This is a genomic window from Armatimonadota bacterium, from assembly GCA_016223145.1.
In the GTDB taxonomy this organism is placed as follows: Bacteria; Armatimonadota; Fimbriimonadia; order Fimbriimonadales; family Fimbriimonadaceae; genus Nitrosymbiomonas.
This window is the reverse complement of sequence record JACRPN010000003.1, coordinates 1-18,724: the sequence shown is the minus strand read 5'-3', so window position 1 is coordinate 18,724 and position 18,724 is coordinate 1. Positions and strand designations below refer to the sequence as shown.

14 protein-coding genes are annotated in these 18,724 nt (G+C 61.4%); 6 read left to right on the top strand and 8 right to left on the bottom strand.

Going from position 1 to position 18,724, the window contains the following annotated elements:
- The first annotated feature begins 294 nt into the window (after positions 1 to 294).
- The 3 genes from efp to HZC36_01065 are packed head-to-tail and all read left to right on the top strand — an operon-like array spanning position 295 to position 3,028.
- Entirely contained in the window at positions 295 to 831 is a 537-nt protein-coding gene (efp, locus tag HZC36_01075) for an elongation factor P (protein ID MBI5705563.1), read from the top strand.
- Between the two features lie 47 nt (positions 832 to 878).
- On the top strand, positions 879 to 1,967 hold the full coding sequence (locus HZC36_01070) for a hypothetical protein (GenBank protein MBI5705562.1): 1,089 nt from the start codon (positions 879 to 881) through the stop codon (positions 1,965 to 1,967).
- Complete coding sequence (locus HZC36_01065; protein MBI5705561.1) at positions 1,967 to 3,028, top strand: hypothetical protein; 1,062 nt, start codon at positions 1,967 to 1,969, stop codon at positions 3,026 to 3,028. The genes HZC36_01070 and HZC36_01065 overlap by 1 nt, the downstream gene beginning before the upstream one ends.
- A gap of 8 nt (positions 3,029 to 3,036) precedes the next feature.
- On the opposite strand, the gene HZC36_01060 is transcribed toward HZC36_01065, so the two are convergent.
- From HZC36_01060 to HZC36_01045, 4 genes are read right to left on the bottom strand one after another with little or no spacing between them, the layout of a single operon-like run.
- The gene (locus tag HZC36_01060) at positions 3,037 to 4,314 is read right to left on the bottom strand and encodes a PD40 domain-containing protein (protein ID MBI5705560.1); all 1,278 of its coding nucleotides are present in this window, start codon (positions 4,312 to 4,314) and stop codon (positions 3,037 to 3,039) included.
- 44 nt (positions 4,315 to 4,358) lie between these two features.
- Positions 4,359 to 5,279 carry a methionyl-tRNA formyltransferase gene (locus tag HZC36_01055; protein ID MBI5705559.1) on the bottom strand — a complete coding sequence of 307 codons (921 nt, stop codon included), beginning with the start codon at positions 5,277 to 5,279 and terminating at the stop codon, positions 4,359 to 4,361.
- A complete protein-coding gene (gene def / locus HZC36_01050) occupies positions 5,276 to 5,812 on the bottom strand; it encodes a peptide deformylase (protein MBI5705558.1) in 537 nt (178 codons plus the stop codon). Before def ends, HZC36_01055 begins: the two co-directional genes overlap by 4 nt.
- A 9-nt stretch (positions 5,813 to 5,821) precedes the next feature.
- Positions 5,822 to 6,421: a sigma-70 family RNA polymerase sigma factor gene (locus HZC36_01045; GenBank protein MBI5705557.1), complete on the bottom strand. Its 600-nt coding sequence runs from the start codon at positions 6,419 to 6,421 to the stop codon at positions 5,822 to 5,824.
- A 193-nt stretch (positions 6,422 to 6,614) separates the two neighbouring features.
- On the opposite strand from HZC36_01045, the gene HZC36_01040 reads away from it, so the two are divergent.
- Together HZC36_01040 and HZC36_01035 are read left to right on the top strand one after the other, a co-directional pair.
- Positions 6,615 to 6,980 (top strand): hypothetical protein, encoded by a 366-nt coding sequence (locus HZC36_01040; GenBank protein MBI5705556.1) that lies wholly within the window; start codon positions 6,615 to 6,617, stop codon positions 6,978 to 6,980.
- 177 nt (positions 6,981 to 7,157) lie between these two features.
- Positions 7,158 to 7,850, top strand: a complete 693-nt coding sequence (locus HZC36_01035) for a hypothetical protein (GenBank protein MBI5705555.1) — start codon at positions 7,158 to 7,160, stop codon at positions 7,848 to 7,850.
- A gap of 1 nt (position 7,851) precedes the next feature.
- On the opposite strand, the gene HZC36_01030 is transcribed toward HZC36_01035, so the two are convergent.
- From HZC36_01030 to HZC36_01015, 4 genes are all read right to left on the bottom strand, one after another.
- On the bottom strand, positions 7,852 to 11,067 hold the full coding sequence (locus HZC36_01030; protein MBI5705554.1) for an efflux RND transporter permease subunit: 3,216 nt from the start codon (positions 11,065 to 11,067) through the stop codon (positions 7,852 to 7,854).
- A complete protein-coding gene (locus HZC36_01025) occupies positions 11,064 to 12,872 on the bottom strand; it encodes an efflux RND transporter periplasmic adaptor subunit (protein ID MBI5705553.1) in 1,809 nt (602 codons plus the stop codon). The genes HZC36_01030 and HZC36_01025 overlap by 4 nt, the downstream gene beginning before the upstream one ends.
- Before the next feature lie 309 nt (positions 12,873 to 13,181).
- Entirely contained in the window at positions 13,182 to 14,435 is a 1,254-nt protein-coding gene (locus tag HZC36_01020) for an imidazolonepropionase (GenBank protein ID MBI5705552.1), read from the bottom strand.
- Between the two features lie 44 nt (positions 14,436 to 14,479).
- Positions 14,480 to 15,889, bottom strand: a complete 1,410-nt coding sequence (locus HZC36_01015) for an alpha-L-fucosidase (GenBank protein ID MBI5705551.1) — start codon at positions 15,887 to 15,889, stop codon at positions 14,480 to 14,482.
- 156 nt (positions 15,890 to 16,045) lie between these two features.
- On the opposite strand from HZC36_01015, the gene rsgA reads away from it, so the two are divergent.
- Positions 16,046 to 17,239 (top strand): ribosome small subunit-dependent GTPase A, encoded by a 1,194-nt coding sequence (gene rsgA, locus HZC36_01010; protein MBI5705550.1) that lies wholly within the window; start codon positions 16,046 to 16,048, stop codon positions 17,237 to 17,239.
- Positions 17,240 to 18,724 lie beyond the last annotated feature (1,485 nt).

Here is an 18,724-nt window from a genome sequence, read left to right as displayed (position 1 = left end):
TGACGAATGCCGGAGGGTCGCAGGTCGCAGGGGCTGAAGTCACGCTTCGATTCTCACCACTCTCACCCTCTCACAACTCTCGCCATCCTCACCAATCTCATTCTCTCACCATCCTCACCCTCTCACGACTTTCACCATCCTCACCAATCTCACCATTCACACCCCACTCTCTACTACCCGCCCACTCCATCAAACTCTGAACCCAAGGTTCCATGCGGGTAACCTTGCCAGCGAACTCATCGAGTTCGGAGGGAATGGACCTTGGCGGTTGACACCAGCGACTTTCGAAACGGAATGCACTTCTATCTCGATGGCGAGATCTTCACAATCGTCGAGTTCCAGCATGTAAAGCCTGGCAAGGGCGGCGCTTTCATCCGCACCCGCCTTCGCAACGTCAAATCCGGGCGGACTCTGGAAAAGACCTTCCGCTCAGGCGAAAAGGTGGAACCCGCTTTCATCGAAAAGAAGAAGATGCAGTTCCTTTACCGTCAAGGCAATGAACTGGTCCTGATGGACCTGGACACCTATGAGCAGACTCCGGTCACTGAGGAGAGCCTCGGCGAACAAGGCAAGTACCTCAAGGAAGAAATGGAAGTGACCAGCCTCGAAGCCGGGGGCGAAGTTTTGGGATACGAACTGCCTAATTTCGTCGAACTCGAAGTTGTCGAGACCGACCCGGGGTATCGTGGCGACACCGTTAGCGGCAGCAGCACCAAACCCGCGAAGCTGGAAACTGGAGCCATGGTGAATGTGCCGTTCCACATCAACGTGGGGGACGTGGTCAAGGTCGATACGAGAACCGACGCATATCTCGAGCGCGTCAAGAAATAACGTAGATGTAGCCCAAGGGACGCCGCGGTTTCGGGGCCGAGCAACCGATGAGTTCACCGAACTTTCAGCCACAGCGAACCGAAGCAAATGACGTCTTTAGCGACGTCCTGGACAGTGCTGCCCGCTTCCTGCTTTGGGGGGGTCTTGGCGCGACCGTGCTGGGTCTCGGGTTCTTGGTTTTCACGTTCGCATCGTTCGCGGGGGGTGGCGGCAGCGCGAGCCCCGAGCAAGCCATCTCCAACATCCAGCTCTTTGAAAAGCTCCTAATCGCGGGGTCGCTGGCGCTGGGCGTTGGCACGGCCTACTCGTTCTGGGGCGAGGAGACGCTGGGGTTTCTCCAACTCGTCGGTGCGGCGGCTCTGTTTTTTGCGCCGCTGTTTCTGCCCAGCCTCTTCGGCAGCGGCATGGTTCCCGGGCCCGTCGGCCAAAAGGCGCTGGGTTCCATTCAGCTTGCCGGCACGCTCTTTGGGCTGCTCGCCATCGGCGTGACCACCATCGACATCGCCCAGCGGGTCTCCATGCGCTCCAAGATCGGCTCGAGGGCCGATCAGCTCAAGTACGGCAAGGGCATCAAGGAAGAAGAGCAGATCTCGAATGTGTTCATGGGCAAGTGCTGGCAGCTTCCCTTCTGCCGCAAATTCGTCCGTGAACGCTGCCCGATCTTCCATGCAAGGAAGTGCTGCTGGCGCGAGAAAGTCGGCTGCATGTGCGAGGAGTCCGTGATTCGCGAGGCGATGAGCGGAAGGACGATCCCCAAGGATCAGGTCTCGGCCTCGAAATACATCCCCAAAAACAACCAGCTCACCCTGGCGCAAAAGCATCAGCGCTGCATGCAGTGCGTCATCTATAACGAGCACCAGAAGCACAAATACAAGCTGGTTCTGCCCTTGGTTTCCTTTGGCTTCATCGGCGGCTATTTTCTGTTCCGGCCCCAGTTGCTTGCCGCAACGATGGGCGTACTTGACGGGATCGACCGCATGATCGGCCGCGCGACCTTTCAGAAGGACGCCGACGTGATCCAGAGCGCCTCTTCCGGTCTGCCGTTCCAAGAACTCCTCCTCATCTGCTTCATCGTGGTGGTCTACACCTATGCCCTGAAGCTGATCGAGTTCGCGATCTTCAAGCTCAAGATCTGATGTCGCCCACTCGTTCCGCCGTTCACCTCGAAGGCTCGCATGGCGAGGGCGGCGGGGGGCTCCTTCGAGCGGCGCTCGCCATGGCCGCTCTCACGCAGCAAGGCGCTAGGATCACCGACGTTCGAGGCAACACCAAGTTTCCGGGGCTCAATTCGGAGGACATCTCTCTGATTCGGCCGCTGGCACGATGCTGCGGGGCGGAACTGGAGGGCTGTGAACTCCGTAGCTCCGAGCTTGCCTTCATGCCCACGCAACGGGTGCGCGGTCTGAATGAGATCGTGGACGTCTACGACGCGCCGGAGGGCCCCGGGCTGGCCAGCGCGCTAGTGGTCGCAAACACGCTGGCGCCGGTTCTGGCGCGGTCCGGGATGTTTTCGGCGCTGGTGGTCCAGGGCGAGACCTTCGGCCACCACGTCCTGAGCTTCGATTACTACGCGAACGTCACCGTGCAGGCCTTTCGGAGGATGGGGCTGTACTTGTATCCAGAGCTCAACTTGGCAGGTTGGGGCCGGGGGTCTAGGGGCGAGGTGAAGCTGGAAGTCGAGCCGAGCATGCTCGCCGGTCTGAATTTCGCGGAACGCGGGCCGCTGGTTGCCGTGAAGGCGGTGGTGACCACCAGCGACGTGGGAAACAACGTGGGCGAACGGGGCATGGCACACCTGGAGCGGCTGGCCCACAACGCGGGGCTGGACGTTCAATGCCTCTGGGTCGAGGCGCCCTCCAAGGGCGCGGGCGCCTTTGTGACGGCCTGGGCCGAGTATGAGAACGGCCTGGGCGGCGCAGCGGCGATGGGTATCAAGGGCGTCCGCATCGAGGCGATCGCGCAGCAGGCGTTCGACGGCCTGGGGCGGTTCATGGCCTCTGGCGCGACGGTGGACGCATTCCTCGCCGACCAAATCCTCCCCGCTCTGGCGATGGCGGACGGCGACTCCGTGTTCACGGTGGATCGTCTGACGGAGCGGTTCCTCACGACAGCCTGGGCGATCAAGCAGTTCTTGCCGATCCGGTTAACGATCAAAGGGCAAGAAGGCGGCCCCGGTGTCGTGACGATCCGGAAGTAGCCTGCCCCCTACTTCCCGCCCTGCGGGCTCATGCGGGGCCAGGCGAAGTCGCCTTTGGTTCCAGTGACGTTCTTTGGGTCGCTGCCGTCCCGCCTGATCGTGTGAATCGCGCGACGCCCTCCTGCCGACTCGATGTAGAGAAGCAGATCGCTGTTCGGGCCCCAACTCGGCTCAAAAATCTTCCCCTGCTTGATCACCGTGATCGCCGAGCCTCCCGCCGCATCTGTTGGAAACACAATCAGCTCCATCGGCTCCAGGTCTCCCTCGGAAGTGTAGGAACCGCGGACCGCTGCCAGCATCGACCCGTCCGGCGACAGGCAGATGCGGTGGATTGCCCTGGTGTCCTCTTTCGTCATGACGATGGGTTGGTTGGCTTCCTGTGCGGCCCTGTCGAGGTCGATGGCGAAAACGCCGTGACGGTACGGGGTGGTCACGCGCCCGTTCTTCACGAACTCCGGCGGCGCGTCCGCCGGGCTAAGCCACTGGAATTCCAGAACGGAGTAGTACACCTTGGACGAGTCTGGACTGACCTCGATGTCGATGTGCCGGCCCGCGACCACGGGCATGGGCTGCTTGGCGCCCATCTCCTGGACGATAAGCGCCTCGTTGCCATCTTCCCTGCGCATCACCGCGACGATGAACCGCTTGTCAAAGGTCCACTTTGCCGTTCGGAAGCTCGTCCCAAGCTTGTTGTAGACGCCCCCTAGCTGCTCGCCTGCGCCCTCGTCGCCTCCACCTAGCTCCTGCACGACCGGCGGCAGAATCTGGCGCGTCTCGCCGGTTTTCAAATTGCAGTCGAGCACAAAACCGCCGGACATCAGCAGCGCCGAGTCGTTTGCGCCGTCTGCTCCGGCGGGCAGGAACGTCGGCGACGACTTGCTGCGCGTCCCTAGCGAGCGCTGCTCCACCTTCTCGCTTCCGAGATTCCATCGAAACAGGTTGTAGTTGCCTTCGGTGCGGTTGGAGGTGAAGAAGACCCGGTTGCCGTCCGGCCGCCAGATCGCATCGCGCTCGATGAATTCGGCCGAAGCCCCGGGCGGATACTTAATCGTCCCATCGGGCTCGATCACCGCCACCTTCGAGTTGCTCCCATCGAGCTGCACCGCCGTGATCATCCCCGCCGTGTCCACACTGAGCGGCAAGTCGATGTCCTGTCCACAGCTCTTGAGCATCTGGTAGAGGATCACGATGACGGCAAGGGACATGAGGCCGGCGGCATAGCGCACCATGCGCCGCTGCACGATTTTGGGGGGTTGTCCTGCGTCCGAGAGGTTGGGTTGGTTCATGGGTCCTGGTTTGGGGGAGGATTGGCGTTCCGATTCTACATCGCCTAAGCATCTGCGAGCAGGCTGTCGCCCGCCTTGAGGCGCTGCCCGTTCGCAAAATCGCGGCCGGACATCGGCCTCTTGCCTTCCGCTTGCACTTCGATCCACTCCATGCCGCCGTCCGCAAACGCCACACGTAGGGACGGCTGAACGGCCAGGATCGAACCTGCCGGCGCCCTACACGGACTCCAACGTGCTTGACGGACCCGAACGTTCCCAAACCGCGTGCGCGCCCAGGCGCCGGGGCGATCGGTGAATGCCCGAAACCGGTTGTACTCATGGCTGGCGGACCGCTCGAACGAGAGTTCCGCCTCGGCCTTCGTCACCATGGGGGCGTACGTGGCAAGGTCGGGGGTTTGGGGAACGCGGGGGTAGTTCCCTTCACAGATCCTAGGCAGAAAGCCTGCTGCCATCCCGGCCGCGATATGAGATAGCCTATCCTGCAATTCCGTATACGTTTCGTCCGCGCCAATCGGAGTCCGCTCGATGGCGATGATGTCGCCGGTGTCCATCCCCTTGTCCATCTGCATCAGCGTCACGCCGGTTTCGGGCTCGCCATCGAGGATCGCCCGCTGGATCGGCGCCGCGCCACGGAGCTTCGGAAGTATCGAACCGTGCAAGTTTATTCCTCCCCTCCTGGCGCAATCGAATAGTCGCATGGGCATGATCTGGCCATAGGCGGCAACAAGGAGCACGTCTGGCGACAGGGCTTCGATCCTCGCGATGAAGTCGGGCTCTTTGCACTTCTCGGGAGTCGCCACATCGAGCCCAAGCTCGATCGCCGCCTCCTTGAACGGGCTCGCTTTGACCTTCAGCCCCCGGCCGGAAGGGCGGTCCGGCTGCGAAACCGCTAGCACAACGTGATCCGAGATCCTGCGAAGAGCCGGGACGGCGAACTCTCCCGTACCGAAAAACACCACTTTCATTCGACCGGGACCGCCGACCCCACCGGGTGCTCCCAGCGCAGGGTGGACACGTCGGCCTTGTCGATAAAGAGCACGCCATCCAGGTGGTCCATCTCGTGCAGCATCACGCGTGCAGCCATCTCCTCAAGCTCGTAAACCACCTTTCTGCCGTTGCGGTCCAGCGCTTCGACCTCCACCCGCAGCGCGCGCTCGACGTCCCCGTAGAGCCCCGGAATGCTCAAGCACCCTTCTTGCCCGATCTGGACGCCTTCAGCGTGGATGAGCACGGGGTTGATGACGGGAGTCGGCCGGACTCCCGGAGGCGAGAGGATCAGGAGCCGCTGGGAGACCCCGACCTGGGGTGCTGCCAAGCCGACGCCGTTGGCTTTCTTCATGATCCGGATCATCTCATCGATGAGTCCAAGCGTCTTCGGCGTGATCTTGCCGACGGGAGACGCGGCCTTGCGCAGGACCGGGTCGGGAATCTTGACTACCGGCCTTTCTGAGCTGAACTCGTAGAGGTACCGGAATTCGTCCGGAACGACGATCTCCATCAGGCCGGATTATGGCAGGAGCGAATAGGCTCTTTCGAGCACGATCTCGCGAAGCAGCTTTCGGCCGCGGTGGATCCGCGAGCGAACCGTTCCCACAGTGGTCTTCTGGGCCAAGGCGATCTCGAAATAGGACATGCCGTCGAGGTCGCACATCGCCAATGCGTCGCGATATAGGCTTGGAAGCTCCTCCAGGGCCAGCTTGAGTTGCCCGGCGTACTCCTTGCGGAACGCCTCCTCGTCGGGCCCCGGGGCCACGTCGGGTATCTGCAGTTCCTGAGCGTCGCCCTCGAACGGCTGGGAGAGCGCCTGAAGCGACTCTGCCTTGCGCACCGGGTTTTCTCGTCTCAAGGAGTCAAGATAGGCGCGCTGCATGATGCGGAGGAGCCAATTGAGAAACGGCCTGCCCGTCTGGTAGCTCTCGTAGCCGCGCCAAGCCTTGACCATCGTCTCTTGAAGAAGGTCCTCGGCTTCGGAGGGGTTTCGCGTGAGCTGCAGGGCCATGGAATAGGCACGCCTGCGGTGCTCGCCCACGTGCCGCTCAAACTCCCGCACTTTACGGTCGGATCGAAAGCTGCTGAGGCTCGAGGGATAGGCGGTGATGGCGCTCATCGGGTTGGTTTCGAGCCTCTGTCGAGGCCCTATTCCTTACAACGAAGTATACACTCCTGGGCCGATAAATGCTCAGGATCCGTACTTTTGAGCGACAGGTACAGCAGTTTTTTCAGCATGGCCGCTCTAAGCCCCGTAAAATTGCTTGCAGGGTGCAGACACCGGTCGCTCAGGCTATCCATAATGGAGTTTGATGTACTTTGTTTTGTTGACAAAGGACCCGGCCCTGGTGGAGGCGGCGAAGGAAGGGTTTCACCCTTCGGATACCTTTGCCACCTTCGAGGATTGGAGCGAGGCCTTGGAGAGCTGCCATGAAGCCGACCTCCTTTTCGTCGACCTCTTGGCAACGCTCGATGAACCCCACAAGATCGCCGGTTACGAGCGATTCGCGCAGGCCAAGATGGGCCACGATGGGGCGAAGGACGTGCCCCTGGTCCTCATCGCGCCAGAGGACGACTACGAACTCGATTTCATGGCCGGCTGGCCAAACTTTGTTTTCGCCCATGTGCGCCGGCCCGTCAACGCCAAGATTTTCCGCCGCGCATCGACCTGGGTTTGAACCTAATTACCAGGTTTTTCGACCGCCGGAAACACGCGAGGCACTCTTCCAGTCAAACCGCATGAGGCGTCGCGATCTCGTGGCGCCACGTCCTGGTTAGTTGTGGATGGGGCCGGTCGCTCCGGCCTCTTTTTTTTGTGCGGACAACCGTGGCGCTCGGTCCGTCCCTACCTGTGAATGCACCTCCCCACCCGAACCTGCATCGCCTTGGCCCTCGCCGCGCTTTCCCTTGGCGCCCTTGCAACCCAGGGCAAGCGGCTCCTGTCGGTGACCTGCAGGAAAGGGGACACGTTTCGTTACGAGCTCACCAGCCGCATCGAGGCAGGAGACGGCTCAGGAGCGATTGATTTGGCTCTGGCGACCTCCGAGAAGCTCATCAAGGTCAAAGGTGAGTCTCTGGAGTGGGAGGTGGACTACACCAAGGTCGCAGCCTCCGCCAGCGGCTCGATGCAGGGCGCGGACAGCCAGTTTCAGGGCCTTCAAGGCATCAAACTGGTGCTCATCCAGAACCGTCAGGGCCAGGTGCTAAAGATTCGGATGTCAGGCATGGAAATCGCCGCCAAAGGCAGCGCCCATGTCGTGCTGCCCAAGAGCGCCGTTCAGATTGGGGACTCATGGGGCGGCGTCCTTGAGATCAGTGGGCAGCCCATCCCGATTCGGTACCAGCTCGCCGGGTTCGAAACCTACAAGGGCAAAGAGGCAGCTCGGATTGACGGCACCTACCCGAAGGACTCGATCGCAAAAGCCATCAAGCCGACGCGCTTCCTGGTCGAGGTGAAGACGGGCAAGGTGCTGTACGGATCGGCGGAGACGCTGGTCCAGGTCGGCGAGCAGCAGGTGAAGGTCAGCTATACCCTGACGCGAAAGTAGCTTAAGATCCCGGCACGGACGCGGGTGTAGGTTCGACGGTTTCGGCTGCATAAAGGTCCTGATCGTCCTTCCGAAACCGGCGCGTGAAATCGTCCACGACGAGGTATACGACAGGCACCACAAACAGCGTGAGCATTGTGGATGTGGCCAAGCCGCCGATCACCGCGGTCGCCAAGGGCACGTAGATCTCCGACCCGTGTCCCATCCCAATGGCCAGGGGCATCATGCCCAGAATCGCGGCCAACGTCGTCATCAGGATCGGGCGCAACCGAGTGGGCGCCGCCGTGAGCACGGCCTCATCGCGAGGCACGCCTCGCCGCCGCAGCACGTTGGTGTAGTCCACCAGCAATATGCCGTTCTTGACGACGATGCCGATGAGCATCAGCAGCCCGATGAATGCCGTCAGCCCAAACGCGCGGTTTGTAAGGAAGAGCAGCAGGACCATGCCGATCGCCGACAATGGCACCGAGGTCAGCACCACAAGTGGATAGGTGAACGACTCGAACTGCGAGGCCAGCAGCATGTAAATCAGGGCGATGGCAAGGAAGACGGAGAGCCCGAGCCCCGAGTACTCCTTCTGCTTCTGGAGTTGCTGCGTTCCGAGAGTCCAGTAAGTGCCTTCGGGGAACGCGACCCTCGAGAGCGCCTTCCCTATGTCGGCCTCGACCTCGCTTTCGGGCCGGTCCATCACCTGTCCGCCCACGTTGATCACGCGCTGGCGGTTCTGCCTCTGAATCTGGTTGGGCCCAATCCCAATCACGGGAGCGGCCACCTGCCCAAGCAGAACCTGCGCCGGCGACGATGTCACGGCATCCGATCCTCGGGACGTCAGCCTGGTCACGGGAAGCTGCTTGAGGTCCTCGATCGACAGGCGCTTTTCAATGGGAACCTGCACGTAGATCGGGTACTGGAATCCGTTCTCTTGGTAGTAGGTCGAGAGGGACCCGTTCGTGGCTGCCGAGAGCGTGTTGCCGATGTCCGAAAAGCTCACGCCCAGGGTCTGCGCCTTTTCGCGATCCACGCTCCACTGAACCTCGGGCGAGGCGTCCTGCACGCTGAGGTCCGGGTTGACCAGGCCCGGAATCCCCTCGATGGCGTCGCGGACCGTCTTGGCCGTCGCCGCAAGCGTCTTTAGATCGCTGCCGTACACGTCCACCGACATTGAGGCGTTGTTGCCTCCCAGAATGTTGGCGACCATGTCGAAAGGCGAAACCTGCGCGCGTACGCCTGCGATCTTGGAGAGTTGTGCCTGAAGTCGCCTAGCCACGTCGTTGGTGGGCGTCTTTCGGCGTTCGCGCAGCAGCACCGTCGCGCCACCCTCGTTGGGCGAGCCGCCGCCCGCGCCGCGCATGCCCACGTTGGCCCCCGCGCCTGCCACATAGGTTTGAACTTCTGGGTCCTTGGCGATGATCGCCTCGATCGCCTTCATCTTGGCGTCCGTGACGGAAAGGGCGGTTCCCACGGGGAGTCGAACGCGAACGTTAAGGTTGCCCGAGTCGGTCTGGGGAAGTTGTTCTCTTCCCACGCTGGGCCAGAGCGCCATGGCGGCCAAGACCGCGAAACAGGCCACGCCAACGATGGCCAACCGGTGGTGGATCGCCCAGGTCAGGCGCTCACGATAGGTTGTGTCGAGCCGGTGGAAGAACGCGCCGCAGCGGTCAAAAATCCGGGTCAGCCAACCCGGCTTCACGCCTCGCTCCTCGCGAAGCTCGGGGTGCGCTTCCTCGATGACCTCGCTCTCTTTGACCATCCGCGAGGCCAGCATTGGCACGACCGTCGTCGCGTCGAGCAGCGACACTGCCAGCGAGAACACCACGACGAGCGCGAACTGCGTGAACGTCTGTCCGGATTGCCCCTTGATGAGGAGAAGCGGCAGGAAGACGATCATGACGGTGAACGTGGATGCCACCACTGCGGGCACGATTTCTTGGGTGCCCGAGACCGCGGCATCCGCCGATCGCTTCTTGTCGCGTTCGATGTGCCGGTAGATATTCTCCAGCACGACGATCGCATCGTCAACGATCAAACCGCACGCCAGCGCCAACCCGCTCAACGAGATGGTGTTGATTGTGAAGCCGCAGAAGTAGAGCAGCGCAAAGGTCGAGATGATGGATGTCGGGATCGAAAGCGCGATGACGAACGTGCTGCGCACGTTCCTGAGAAAGAACAGGATGATCAGGATAGCGAGCGTCGCGCCGATAATCGCGGTCTGCTTGAGGTCCTCGATGGAGCTCTTGACGAACGTCGCCTGGTTGTAGGCCACCCCAAACTTCATATCGGGATAGCGCTTCTCGATCTCGGCGATCTTGTCGGTGATGTTCTTGGCCGTGTCAACCGTGTTGGAATCCAGTTGCTTCGTGACGGTCATGTACATCGCCGGCTTGCCGTTCATGCGCACATAGGACCGGATGTCCTTGCTGGCGTCGCGAACGGTGGCGACCTGCCCAAGCGTCACCAATTGGCCGTTGAAGAGCCCCAACGGGACGTTGCGAATATCGTCGAGGCTCTTCAGATAGCCGATGGACCGCAGGCTGTACTCCGTATTCCCTTCTCGGGTGTAGCCCGCTGGAAGGCTGATATTCTCCTGCTGCAGGCGGCGCGACACGTCGGCGATCGCGATGCCGTGTGCACGGAGCTTTGCAGGATCGAGGTCCACCATGATCGCTCGATCCTGTCCGCCGGAGATGTTCACTTGCGCGACCCCGCCGGCCGCTTCGAGGATCGGCGAGACCTCATTGATCAAGGTGCTGCGCAGGTTGATCATGTCCCGCTTGGTGCTCGTCACACCAAAGCTGATGATTGGCATCTGCGTCGGGTCGAACTTGAAGACGGTGGGTTCGCTGATGTTGGGGTCGTTCGGAAACGCCCTTTTGGCCCGCTGAACGAGCTGCATCACCGTAATCGAGGCCTGGTCGATGTTGGTGCCGTAGTCGAGCTGGGCCCGAACGAAGGAGCTGCCCGGCGAGCTGTTCGAACTGATCTGGTAAAGACCCTGGACGCTGGAGATCGCCTGCTCGATGGGCCGCGTGATCTGCGTTTCCATCTCTTCGGGCGAGGTGTTGGGCCAACTGACGTTGATGGCCACGGTCGGAAAATCAACCCTGGGAAGAAGGTCGATTGGCAGCCGGATCAGGCAGATGTAGCCTAGAAGCACCAGCGCGGCGATGCGCATGGTGACCGCTACGGGCCTGGAGACCGCGAACCTGCCGATGTTCACTTGGCCCCTTCCTTCCTTTTGCCCCTTTGATCCTCTGCTGCTCCCTTACCCCGGGTCACGATGAGTTCAGTCCCGGGCAAAACGGAGTGCCTTGTCCCATGGGCCCCAGAGCTTTCAGACTTCGCTCCAGTGCCGCCGTCCGCTTGTCCCTTCGTGCCTTCTCCAGTCCCTTTGTCCCTCCGTCCTTCGTTCCGTTCCTCGGACCTCGGACCTCGGACCCCGGACCTATCCCCCGCCTTCCCGAGGCTCACCTTCTTTCCGTCCTGCACCGGCTGATAGGAAAGGGTCACCACCTTCTCACCCGGTTTGACCCCCTCCAGAATGAGCACCTTGGCACCGTCCGTGGCGCCGACTTTGACCGAGCGAACGCTCGCCGTCAACTTGTCGTCGATCACCGCGACCGTGGGACCGGCAGGGGATTCTGTGAGCGCCTCGCGCGGAACCAGCGGCCCAAACGACGCTTTGCCGGTGGGGATTTGCACGCGCCCAAACATCCCGGGACGGATGGCGCGTCCTGGGTTTTCCAGCCGGATGCGCACGCTGAACTGGCGCGTCTGGGCATCCGCGACCAGATTCACATTGGTGATCGGTCCCTTGAACTCCCGGCCAGGCAGGGCGTCAAACGTCAGCGTCGCTTCACTCCCTTCCTTGACGTCTTTCGTTCTTTCGACGGGCACCGAGGTCGTTACATAGACCCAGTCCAGAAACTGAACCTCCATGATGGACTGTCCCGGGGTTGCGAGGTTGCCGATCTCGCCTCTGCGGGCCGTCACGGTTCCTTTGATGGGCGACTTTAGGGAGGTCTCTGAAAGCCTCGACTCCGCCTGCTTGAGCTGGGCATCCGCCACATTGACGTCGGCTGAAAGCGCCTCGAGGTTCTGCTGAAACGCCGGAGGGATCGACTTGTTGGCTTGCGCGAGGTCGAGGCCCGCCTTGGCCTGCTTCACCTTGGCCTGGGCCGCGGCGATGTCCGCCTTGCCCTTTCGAGAAACGATGTCCACTTGGCTCTTGCGCGCGCTCAGCACCGAATTCGCCGACTGAACCGCCGATTCGGCGGCCGACTTCTGGCCCTCGGCGACCCGCAGAGCGGCCTTCTGGACGTCGAGGGCCGTTCGCGCGTCGTCGTAAGCTTGAGCCGAAATGAACCCCTTGTCGTACAAGGTCTTTGCCCGGTCGAACTTCGCCTTCGCGTTGCTCAGCGATGCCGTCTGTCGCTCGACCTCTGCCTGCGCGTTCCTGCTTTGAGCCTTGGCGGCTTCCAGCCTCGCTTCCGCGTCCGCCGCGTCGCTCCTGGCGTTCCCCACCAGAGCCTCGTAGTTGCGCTCCACCTGCTCCTGGTCCGCCTTGGCGCTGGACAGATTGGCCTCTTGCTGGGCGATCTGAGAGGACACGCCGACGGTGGTCGGGATCTGGTTCAGCTTGGCCTGCGCAAGCCGAGACTTGGCCTCCGCTAGGTTCGCTTGCTGCTGAAGAACCTGGCCTCGAATCTCCGTTTCATCAAGCCGGACCATCACCTGCCCGGGTTCCACCAAGTCACCCTCGCGCGCCTGGATGAACTCGACCCGCCCGGAAACCTTGGGTGAAATCTGCACCCGGAAGGGTGATTCGACGGTCCCGACCGCCTCGATCGTCTCGACCAGCGAGCCCTCGACGACGGTGGCGACCTCGACCGAGGAGCCGCCGCCGCGTCGCTGTCCCGATTGCTGCTTCTGCTCCGACGCCTCGGCGTCCTTGGTCGAGAAGCGCCAAGCCACGAGCCCGATCAGCGCCAGACCCAGAACGAACCAACCGATACCCGACTTCACAGCGACTGCACTCCTCTGTCCATTTTGTTGCTTCTGCAAACTTTACTTGAACCTGGTCCGAACATCATGCTCAGGTTGGGCTTTGAGGCAAAGTCCGGCTGTTCGAAGGAGCTCGCCCCGCCCGCTGGAGACTTTGGTACCCACTTGTGGCAGCGAGGAGTTATGCTAACCCCCAAAGCAGATTGTTGAGCGATGACCCCGCAAGGGGTCTCAGAGAGAAGCCCGGGGTCGCGCCCCGCGTGCCCTGGGTTCGCCGTCACCGAGATTCTGCACCACGTAAGGGGCGCCACAAGCCCGGCGAGGCGTGTCTCAACCGTCCCGAAACATCGCCTGCATGCCCTCAATCCAGACTTCGCGCGCCGCGTTCCTCCCAAACCAGTACGGGACCTCCCGATAGTCCGCGGCATCCCACACGACGAAGTCCGCTCGCTTGCCAGGCTCTAGCGACCCTCGGTCGTGGGCCCTCCCCAAAGAACGCGCCGCGTGGACGCTTACCCCAAGCCAGGCCTCCGCCGGCGTCATCTTCATGTGCGTGCAGGCAAGCGACATGGCCATCGGAAGCGACGGCATGGGCGAGGAGCCGGGGTTGAAATCGGTCGCGAGCACGACGTCGAGGCCGGCATCGAGCATGGCGCGGGCGTTGGGGTATTTCGTGTGCCCAAGCGCCGCGACGGAGCCGGGAAGCAGCACCGGCTGAACCCCCGCAAGCCGCATGGCCGCAATCCCCTCTGCGCCCGTCTGCTCCAAATGGTCGGCTGTGACGGCCCCGAGTTCCGCAGCCAGTTCGGCTCCGCCCGAATTCGTGAGTTGGTCTGCGTGCAGCCTCAGCTTCAGGTCGCGCCTCTTGGCTTCAACGAGGAGGCGTCTGACCTGTTCTCGGGAGAAGTATGCCGGCTCGCAGAAGGCATCGGCGTATTCGGCAAGCCCCTGGGCAACAACTTCGGGCAAGACCTCATCGCAAACGCTCGCAATGTATCCCTCGGGGTCGCCCTTGAACTCCTTCGGAAGCGCGTGCAGACCCAGAAAGGTCGGCACCAGGTCCATCGGCCCCTCTTCTTTGAGCCGCTTGATGACCCGGAGCATCTTAAGCTCATTCTCAAGGTCCAACCCGTAGCCCGATTTGACCTCGGCGGTCGTGGTGCCGCACTCCAGCATCCATCGTGCGTGAATTCTGCTCTGTTCGATCAGTTCGTCCTCAGAGAGAGAGCGCGTCTGCCGCACCGTCTCCAGGATCCCGCCGCCCTCAGAAGCGATCTCTTGGTAGGTGGCTCCCTGGCAGCGCCTTTCAAACTCAAGGGACCGGTTTCCGCCAAACACGAGGTGGGTGTGGGCGTCCACCAATCCGGGCGAAACGAGTCTGCCTCCTGCGTCGAGGACATCGGCATCGGCCATGCGGCGCTCAACCTCTGCGTCCGGACCCACGAACGCGATCCGCCCATCTTCGATCAGCAGCCCGACCCTTGAGACCCCGAGCCGCGCTTCAGCGCTGGCGCCCGGCCCTGGTGTGCCACTCTGCGTCAGGCATTGCCCAATGTTCAAAACGGCAAGCGCGCGCGGAGGCATGGTTCGAGTATGACGCCTGCTCTTTCGTTCGAGGAATTGAAGAGCTAGCGCCCCGAGTTGTAGAGCGCGATCTCGCTCAGCGCCGCCTCGCCCCGGCCCTTCCGAATCACAACCTTCAGCTTCGTCGCTGTCGTACGCGTCGCTTTCAAGATGCGCTTGGCCCCGATCGTGGTGCCGTTGGCGATCTCGGTCCAGCCCTGCTCTGTCATTGCCTCGACCACGAACGCTTCACACCGCTGGCCCAGCGCTACCGGCTCCTGCAACACCACCCGATCGAAGGCCACCGGCTCCTTGAACTCAAGCCAGACCTCGCCAAACCCGCCGGCGCTCTCGATCCAACAAAACGTAGTGGTGCGGCCATCGACGACGGCGCCCGGCGAATGGCCCTTCTGCTCAGGGCGGCTGCCGCCCGTGGGGCATGAGGCCCGCGCGCCACGCGCCAGGTTCTTGCCATAGACCCCGTCGCGCAGCTCCTTGAAGCCCATTAAGGCAGCCACATCGTTTTCGTGGATCCTGCCGCGGCGGTCGGGGGGCACGTTGAGCAGCAGCGACCCGTTGCGGCCCACCGAGCGCTCAAAGAGGTCCAGAAGAGCCTCGGGCGACTTCACCTTGGCGTCCTGATCGGCGTGGTAGAACCACCCGGGGCGGATGCTGACGTCGCACTCGGCAGGCACCCAATCCGGGCCCTTGGCGTCGCCGACGTTCAGATAGGCCTGATCCGACCCGCCGATCTTGACCTTGGCCCTGTCCATCATGCTCCAGCACGTCTCCCCGGCGATGCCGCTCTCATTACCCACCCACCGGATGTCTGGTCCGGCGTCGCTGAAGATCACGGCCTCGGGGGCGTACTCACGCACGGTCTTGATGAAGAGGTCCCAGTCGTACACCTGCCTCTTGCCGTTCGGGCCCTCGCCGTTGGCGCCGTCGAACCACACTTCGTAAATCGGGCCGTACTTCGTCAGCACCTCTTTGAGCATGTTCGCGAAGACCTGGTTGTATTCCGGCGTACCGTAGGCCGGGTGGTTGCGGTCCCAGGGCGAGAGGTACACGCCCATCTTGAGCCCGTATTTGTTGCACGCCTTGCGCAGCTCGGCCAACACGTCGCCCTTACCGTCCTTCCACTTGGACTGGGCGACTGTATGGGTGGAGTATTTCGTTGGCCAGAGGCAGAAGCCGTCGTGGTGCTTGGCGGTGATGATCACCTGCTTCATGCCCGCGTCTTTGAAGGTCTTGCACCACTGGTTGCAGTCCAGGTCCGTCGGGTTGAAGAGGTTGGGATCCTCTTTGCCCTCGCCCCATTCCATGTCGGTAAAGGTGTTGGGCCCAAAGTGACAGAAGGCGTAGGTCTCCAACCCCTGCCAAGCCAATTGGCGTTTGTGGGGAACAGGCGTCACGGGCTGAAGCTGCTGGGTTTGCTGTATGGCCATAGCGAGAGTGAATGCAGTCAAAAGCATTTGGGCCCAGGTTACCGCCGAAAGGTGCGCTATAATGACCGCACGGATGTGAGTCCGAATTTCAACTGGAGGCTATTGAATATGAGAAACACCTTGACCGCCCATATCGTCGCCTCCGGTTCAGCTGCCGCGTAGCCCGCTGAATCCAATTCTTAGGTGAAGCGGCACAGGCTGGAAGCCTGTGCTACGTCGATCACCCTTTCCGGGGGCCCCCTTCCCTCGCGCGTCTGCGCCCTGACCCGCCACCGGAACACCACATTGAAGCGAAAGAAGCAACCCTATCACACGGCCCAACTGGGCCATCTCGACGGCAACGAGCGCCTCAAGCTACTCAAGGAGGCCTCCAAGATTCGCAAGCTCGCCGTGGCAAAGGGCGGGCGTCGGACCTCGCTCGGCGACATCCTCGTCGAGATTGTCCATGCACCCACCAACGCGGCTTTGCCAACGGTCACTGGCCTGGTCATCTGGGTCGGTCCCAAGACCGCCACTTTTCAGGCATTCCCAGACCCTCTACCCCAGACCCTCAACCCCAAACCCCTTCCCCTCTCCGCCGACCTCAACGGCCACCGCCTAGCGGTCGGCGACCTCGCCCACATCGCCGACTTCGGCGGGAACCTCAAGGTCGTTGGGTTGGAACCCCGCCGCACCAAGCTCGCACGGCCCGACGTCGCCAACCCCCACCTAGAGCGGGTGATCGTCGCGAACGTGGACACGGTGTGCATCGTAGTGTCGGTGGCCTCCCCGCCGCTGCATCCCAGGCTCATCGACCGCTATCTCATCGCCATTCAGCACGGCGGCGCCGATCCGCTCCTGATCGTCAACAAGGTCGATCTGCTCAGCGGCGAGGAGTTGGAGAGCGAACTGGAGAAAGCGGTTCCCTATGCGGCGCTCGATGTGCCCATCTACGCCTGCTCGACCCAATCGGGCGAGGGTCTGGACGCCCTGCGCGGGGCCCTGGCGGGAAGGACCTGCGCGTTCGTCGGGCACAGCGGCGTCGGCAAGTCCTCGCTCGTGAATGCTCTGTTCCCCGACCTGAAGGCGAAGGTGGGCGACCTGATGTCCGGCTACGGCCGAGGAGCGCACACCACGTCGACGTCCTCGCTCTTCGAGGTCGGTGGCGGCACGCGACTCATCGATACGCCCGGCATCCGCAGTTTTGGGCTCGGCAAGATGAGCCTGGCCGAACTGCTCATCTGCTTCCCCGAGTTCGAGGCGTATCGGTGCAAGTTCCGCGACTGCACCCACCACCACGAGCCCGGCTGCGGCGTGAAGGCGGCACTGGCGTCCGGTGCTGGGTCTGGCGAACGCTACCAGACCTACTTGCGACTGCTGGGGGAGGTGTGTTCGTAAAGCCCGGCTAGCCACCCTTCGGGTGGGCAATCAGAGGAAAGGTAGCTTCGGGTGGCTGCCCCGATCATCGGGGCTGGAATTGGAGTTTCCACTTGCTTCTGAGCCTATGTCGACAGAATAGAACGAGAAGGCAGGAGCGAGCTGGAGTAGGTTGGTGTAAGATTAATAAAAGGAGATGGAGCAACCCAATTGCTTCGTTCACGAGGAGGTTCTTCTTGCAGCCCCGATGATCGGGGCAGGCACCCGGGGTCTACGATGCCTTGGAAACCCACCCGAAGGGTGGCTGGCCCGGCTGGCTAAATGTTGATCTGTTTTGGCCGGAGGTAAGTGCCTACGGTTACGTGTCCAATCAGCCCAATAGCTATGCTGATCCAACTGGACTCCTCCATGACGGCAAGTGTCCGCCAGAATGCAAGGGGTGCGAACCGGCTGGCGTACATGGGATTCCCGGCGGAAAGAGAAGGCATTGCGAATGCATGGGATTTGGCGGCTCAGTAGAGTGTGATCGATACTACATATGCGGAGCAAACAACATCATTGACTTCCTGAAGCGCCGCGGCTTGCCTATAGATGACGGCGGCGGCTTTGGTTTGGGTGATGTCTCGATGGGTATCACACTGATAGGAGGAGCGTTGGGCGTATGGGGAGCGATAGGAGGCTCAGCCGCTGTAGGTACAGGCGGAGCGGTTGTAGGTCTCGGCAGCTGCCTAGCGAGCTCCCTTTCCATGTACCTTGATCAAGTGAAAGATTGGTCAAACCGAAAACACTCACTTCAAGTCGAGGGTCCTATTCAATGCCTAAACCAGAGCGGTACATGTATGTGTTTCGAGGAGTCTTCCATTTACTACCCCAACCCTGACGGGTTTGGGCATCAAGTATTCGTCTTCAAGTGCTGTGATGGCTATGGACCTTTCAGCAAGAGACTTGATGTGCCATTGTAATGCCATCGGAGAGAGTCTATTTGCCTCACATTGTTCATCGTCAACTCTTGCTGAATGTGCTTCTGTGTGGCACTGGAGTTACTCTCGCAGTCCTATGGTTCGGAGGCAAACACTTGCCCACTTCTTGGATACTACTGCTATTTCTAGCTGCCGGAATGCAACTACACTTAGCTTGGCGTTGTCGACTGAGGAGTTACGAAACACTATTACCATTAATGCTATTCATTCTTACCTTTCTTGTGATCTGCGGAGCGATCCTTATTCACATCAAGCTAACTGCAGGGTAAGCACCATTGGTGTGCATTGTTGAAGCGTCTGAGCAGGAAGTGTAGTTAATATGGCAATGTCGGTCGTTTATAGCAACTTCTGTGGGATGATCACCCACGAGAACCGTGGAGGTACGGAGAGAGCCTATATGCCTGATCCTCTTGGCTCAACGGCAGCTCTGCTCGATAACTCCCAGAACAAGACCGACACCTGGGAATACTGGCCCTATGGGGAGGTGGCGTCAAGGACAGGGACCAACTCCACACCCTTCACTTTC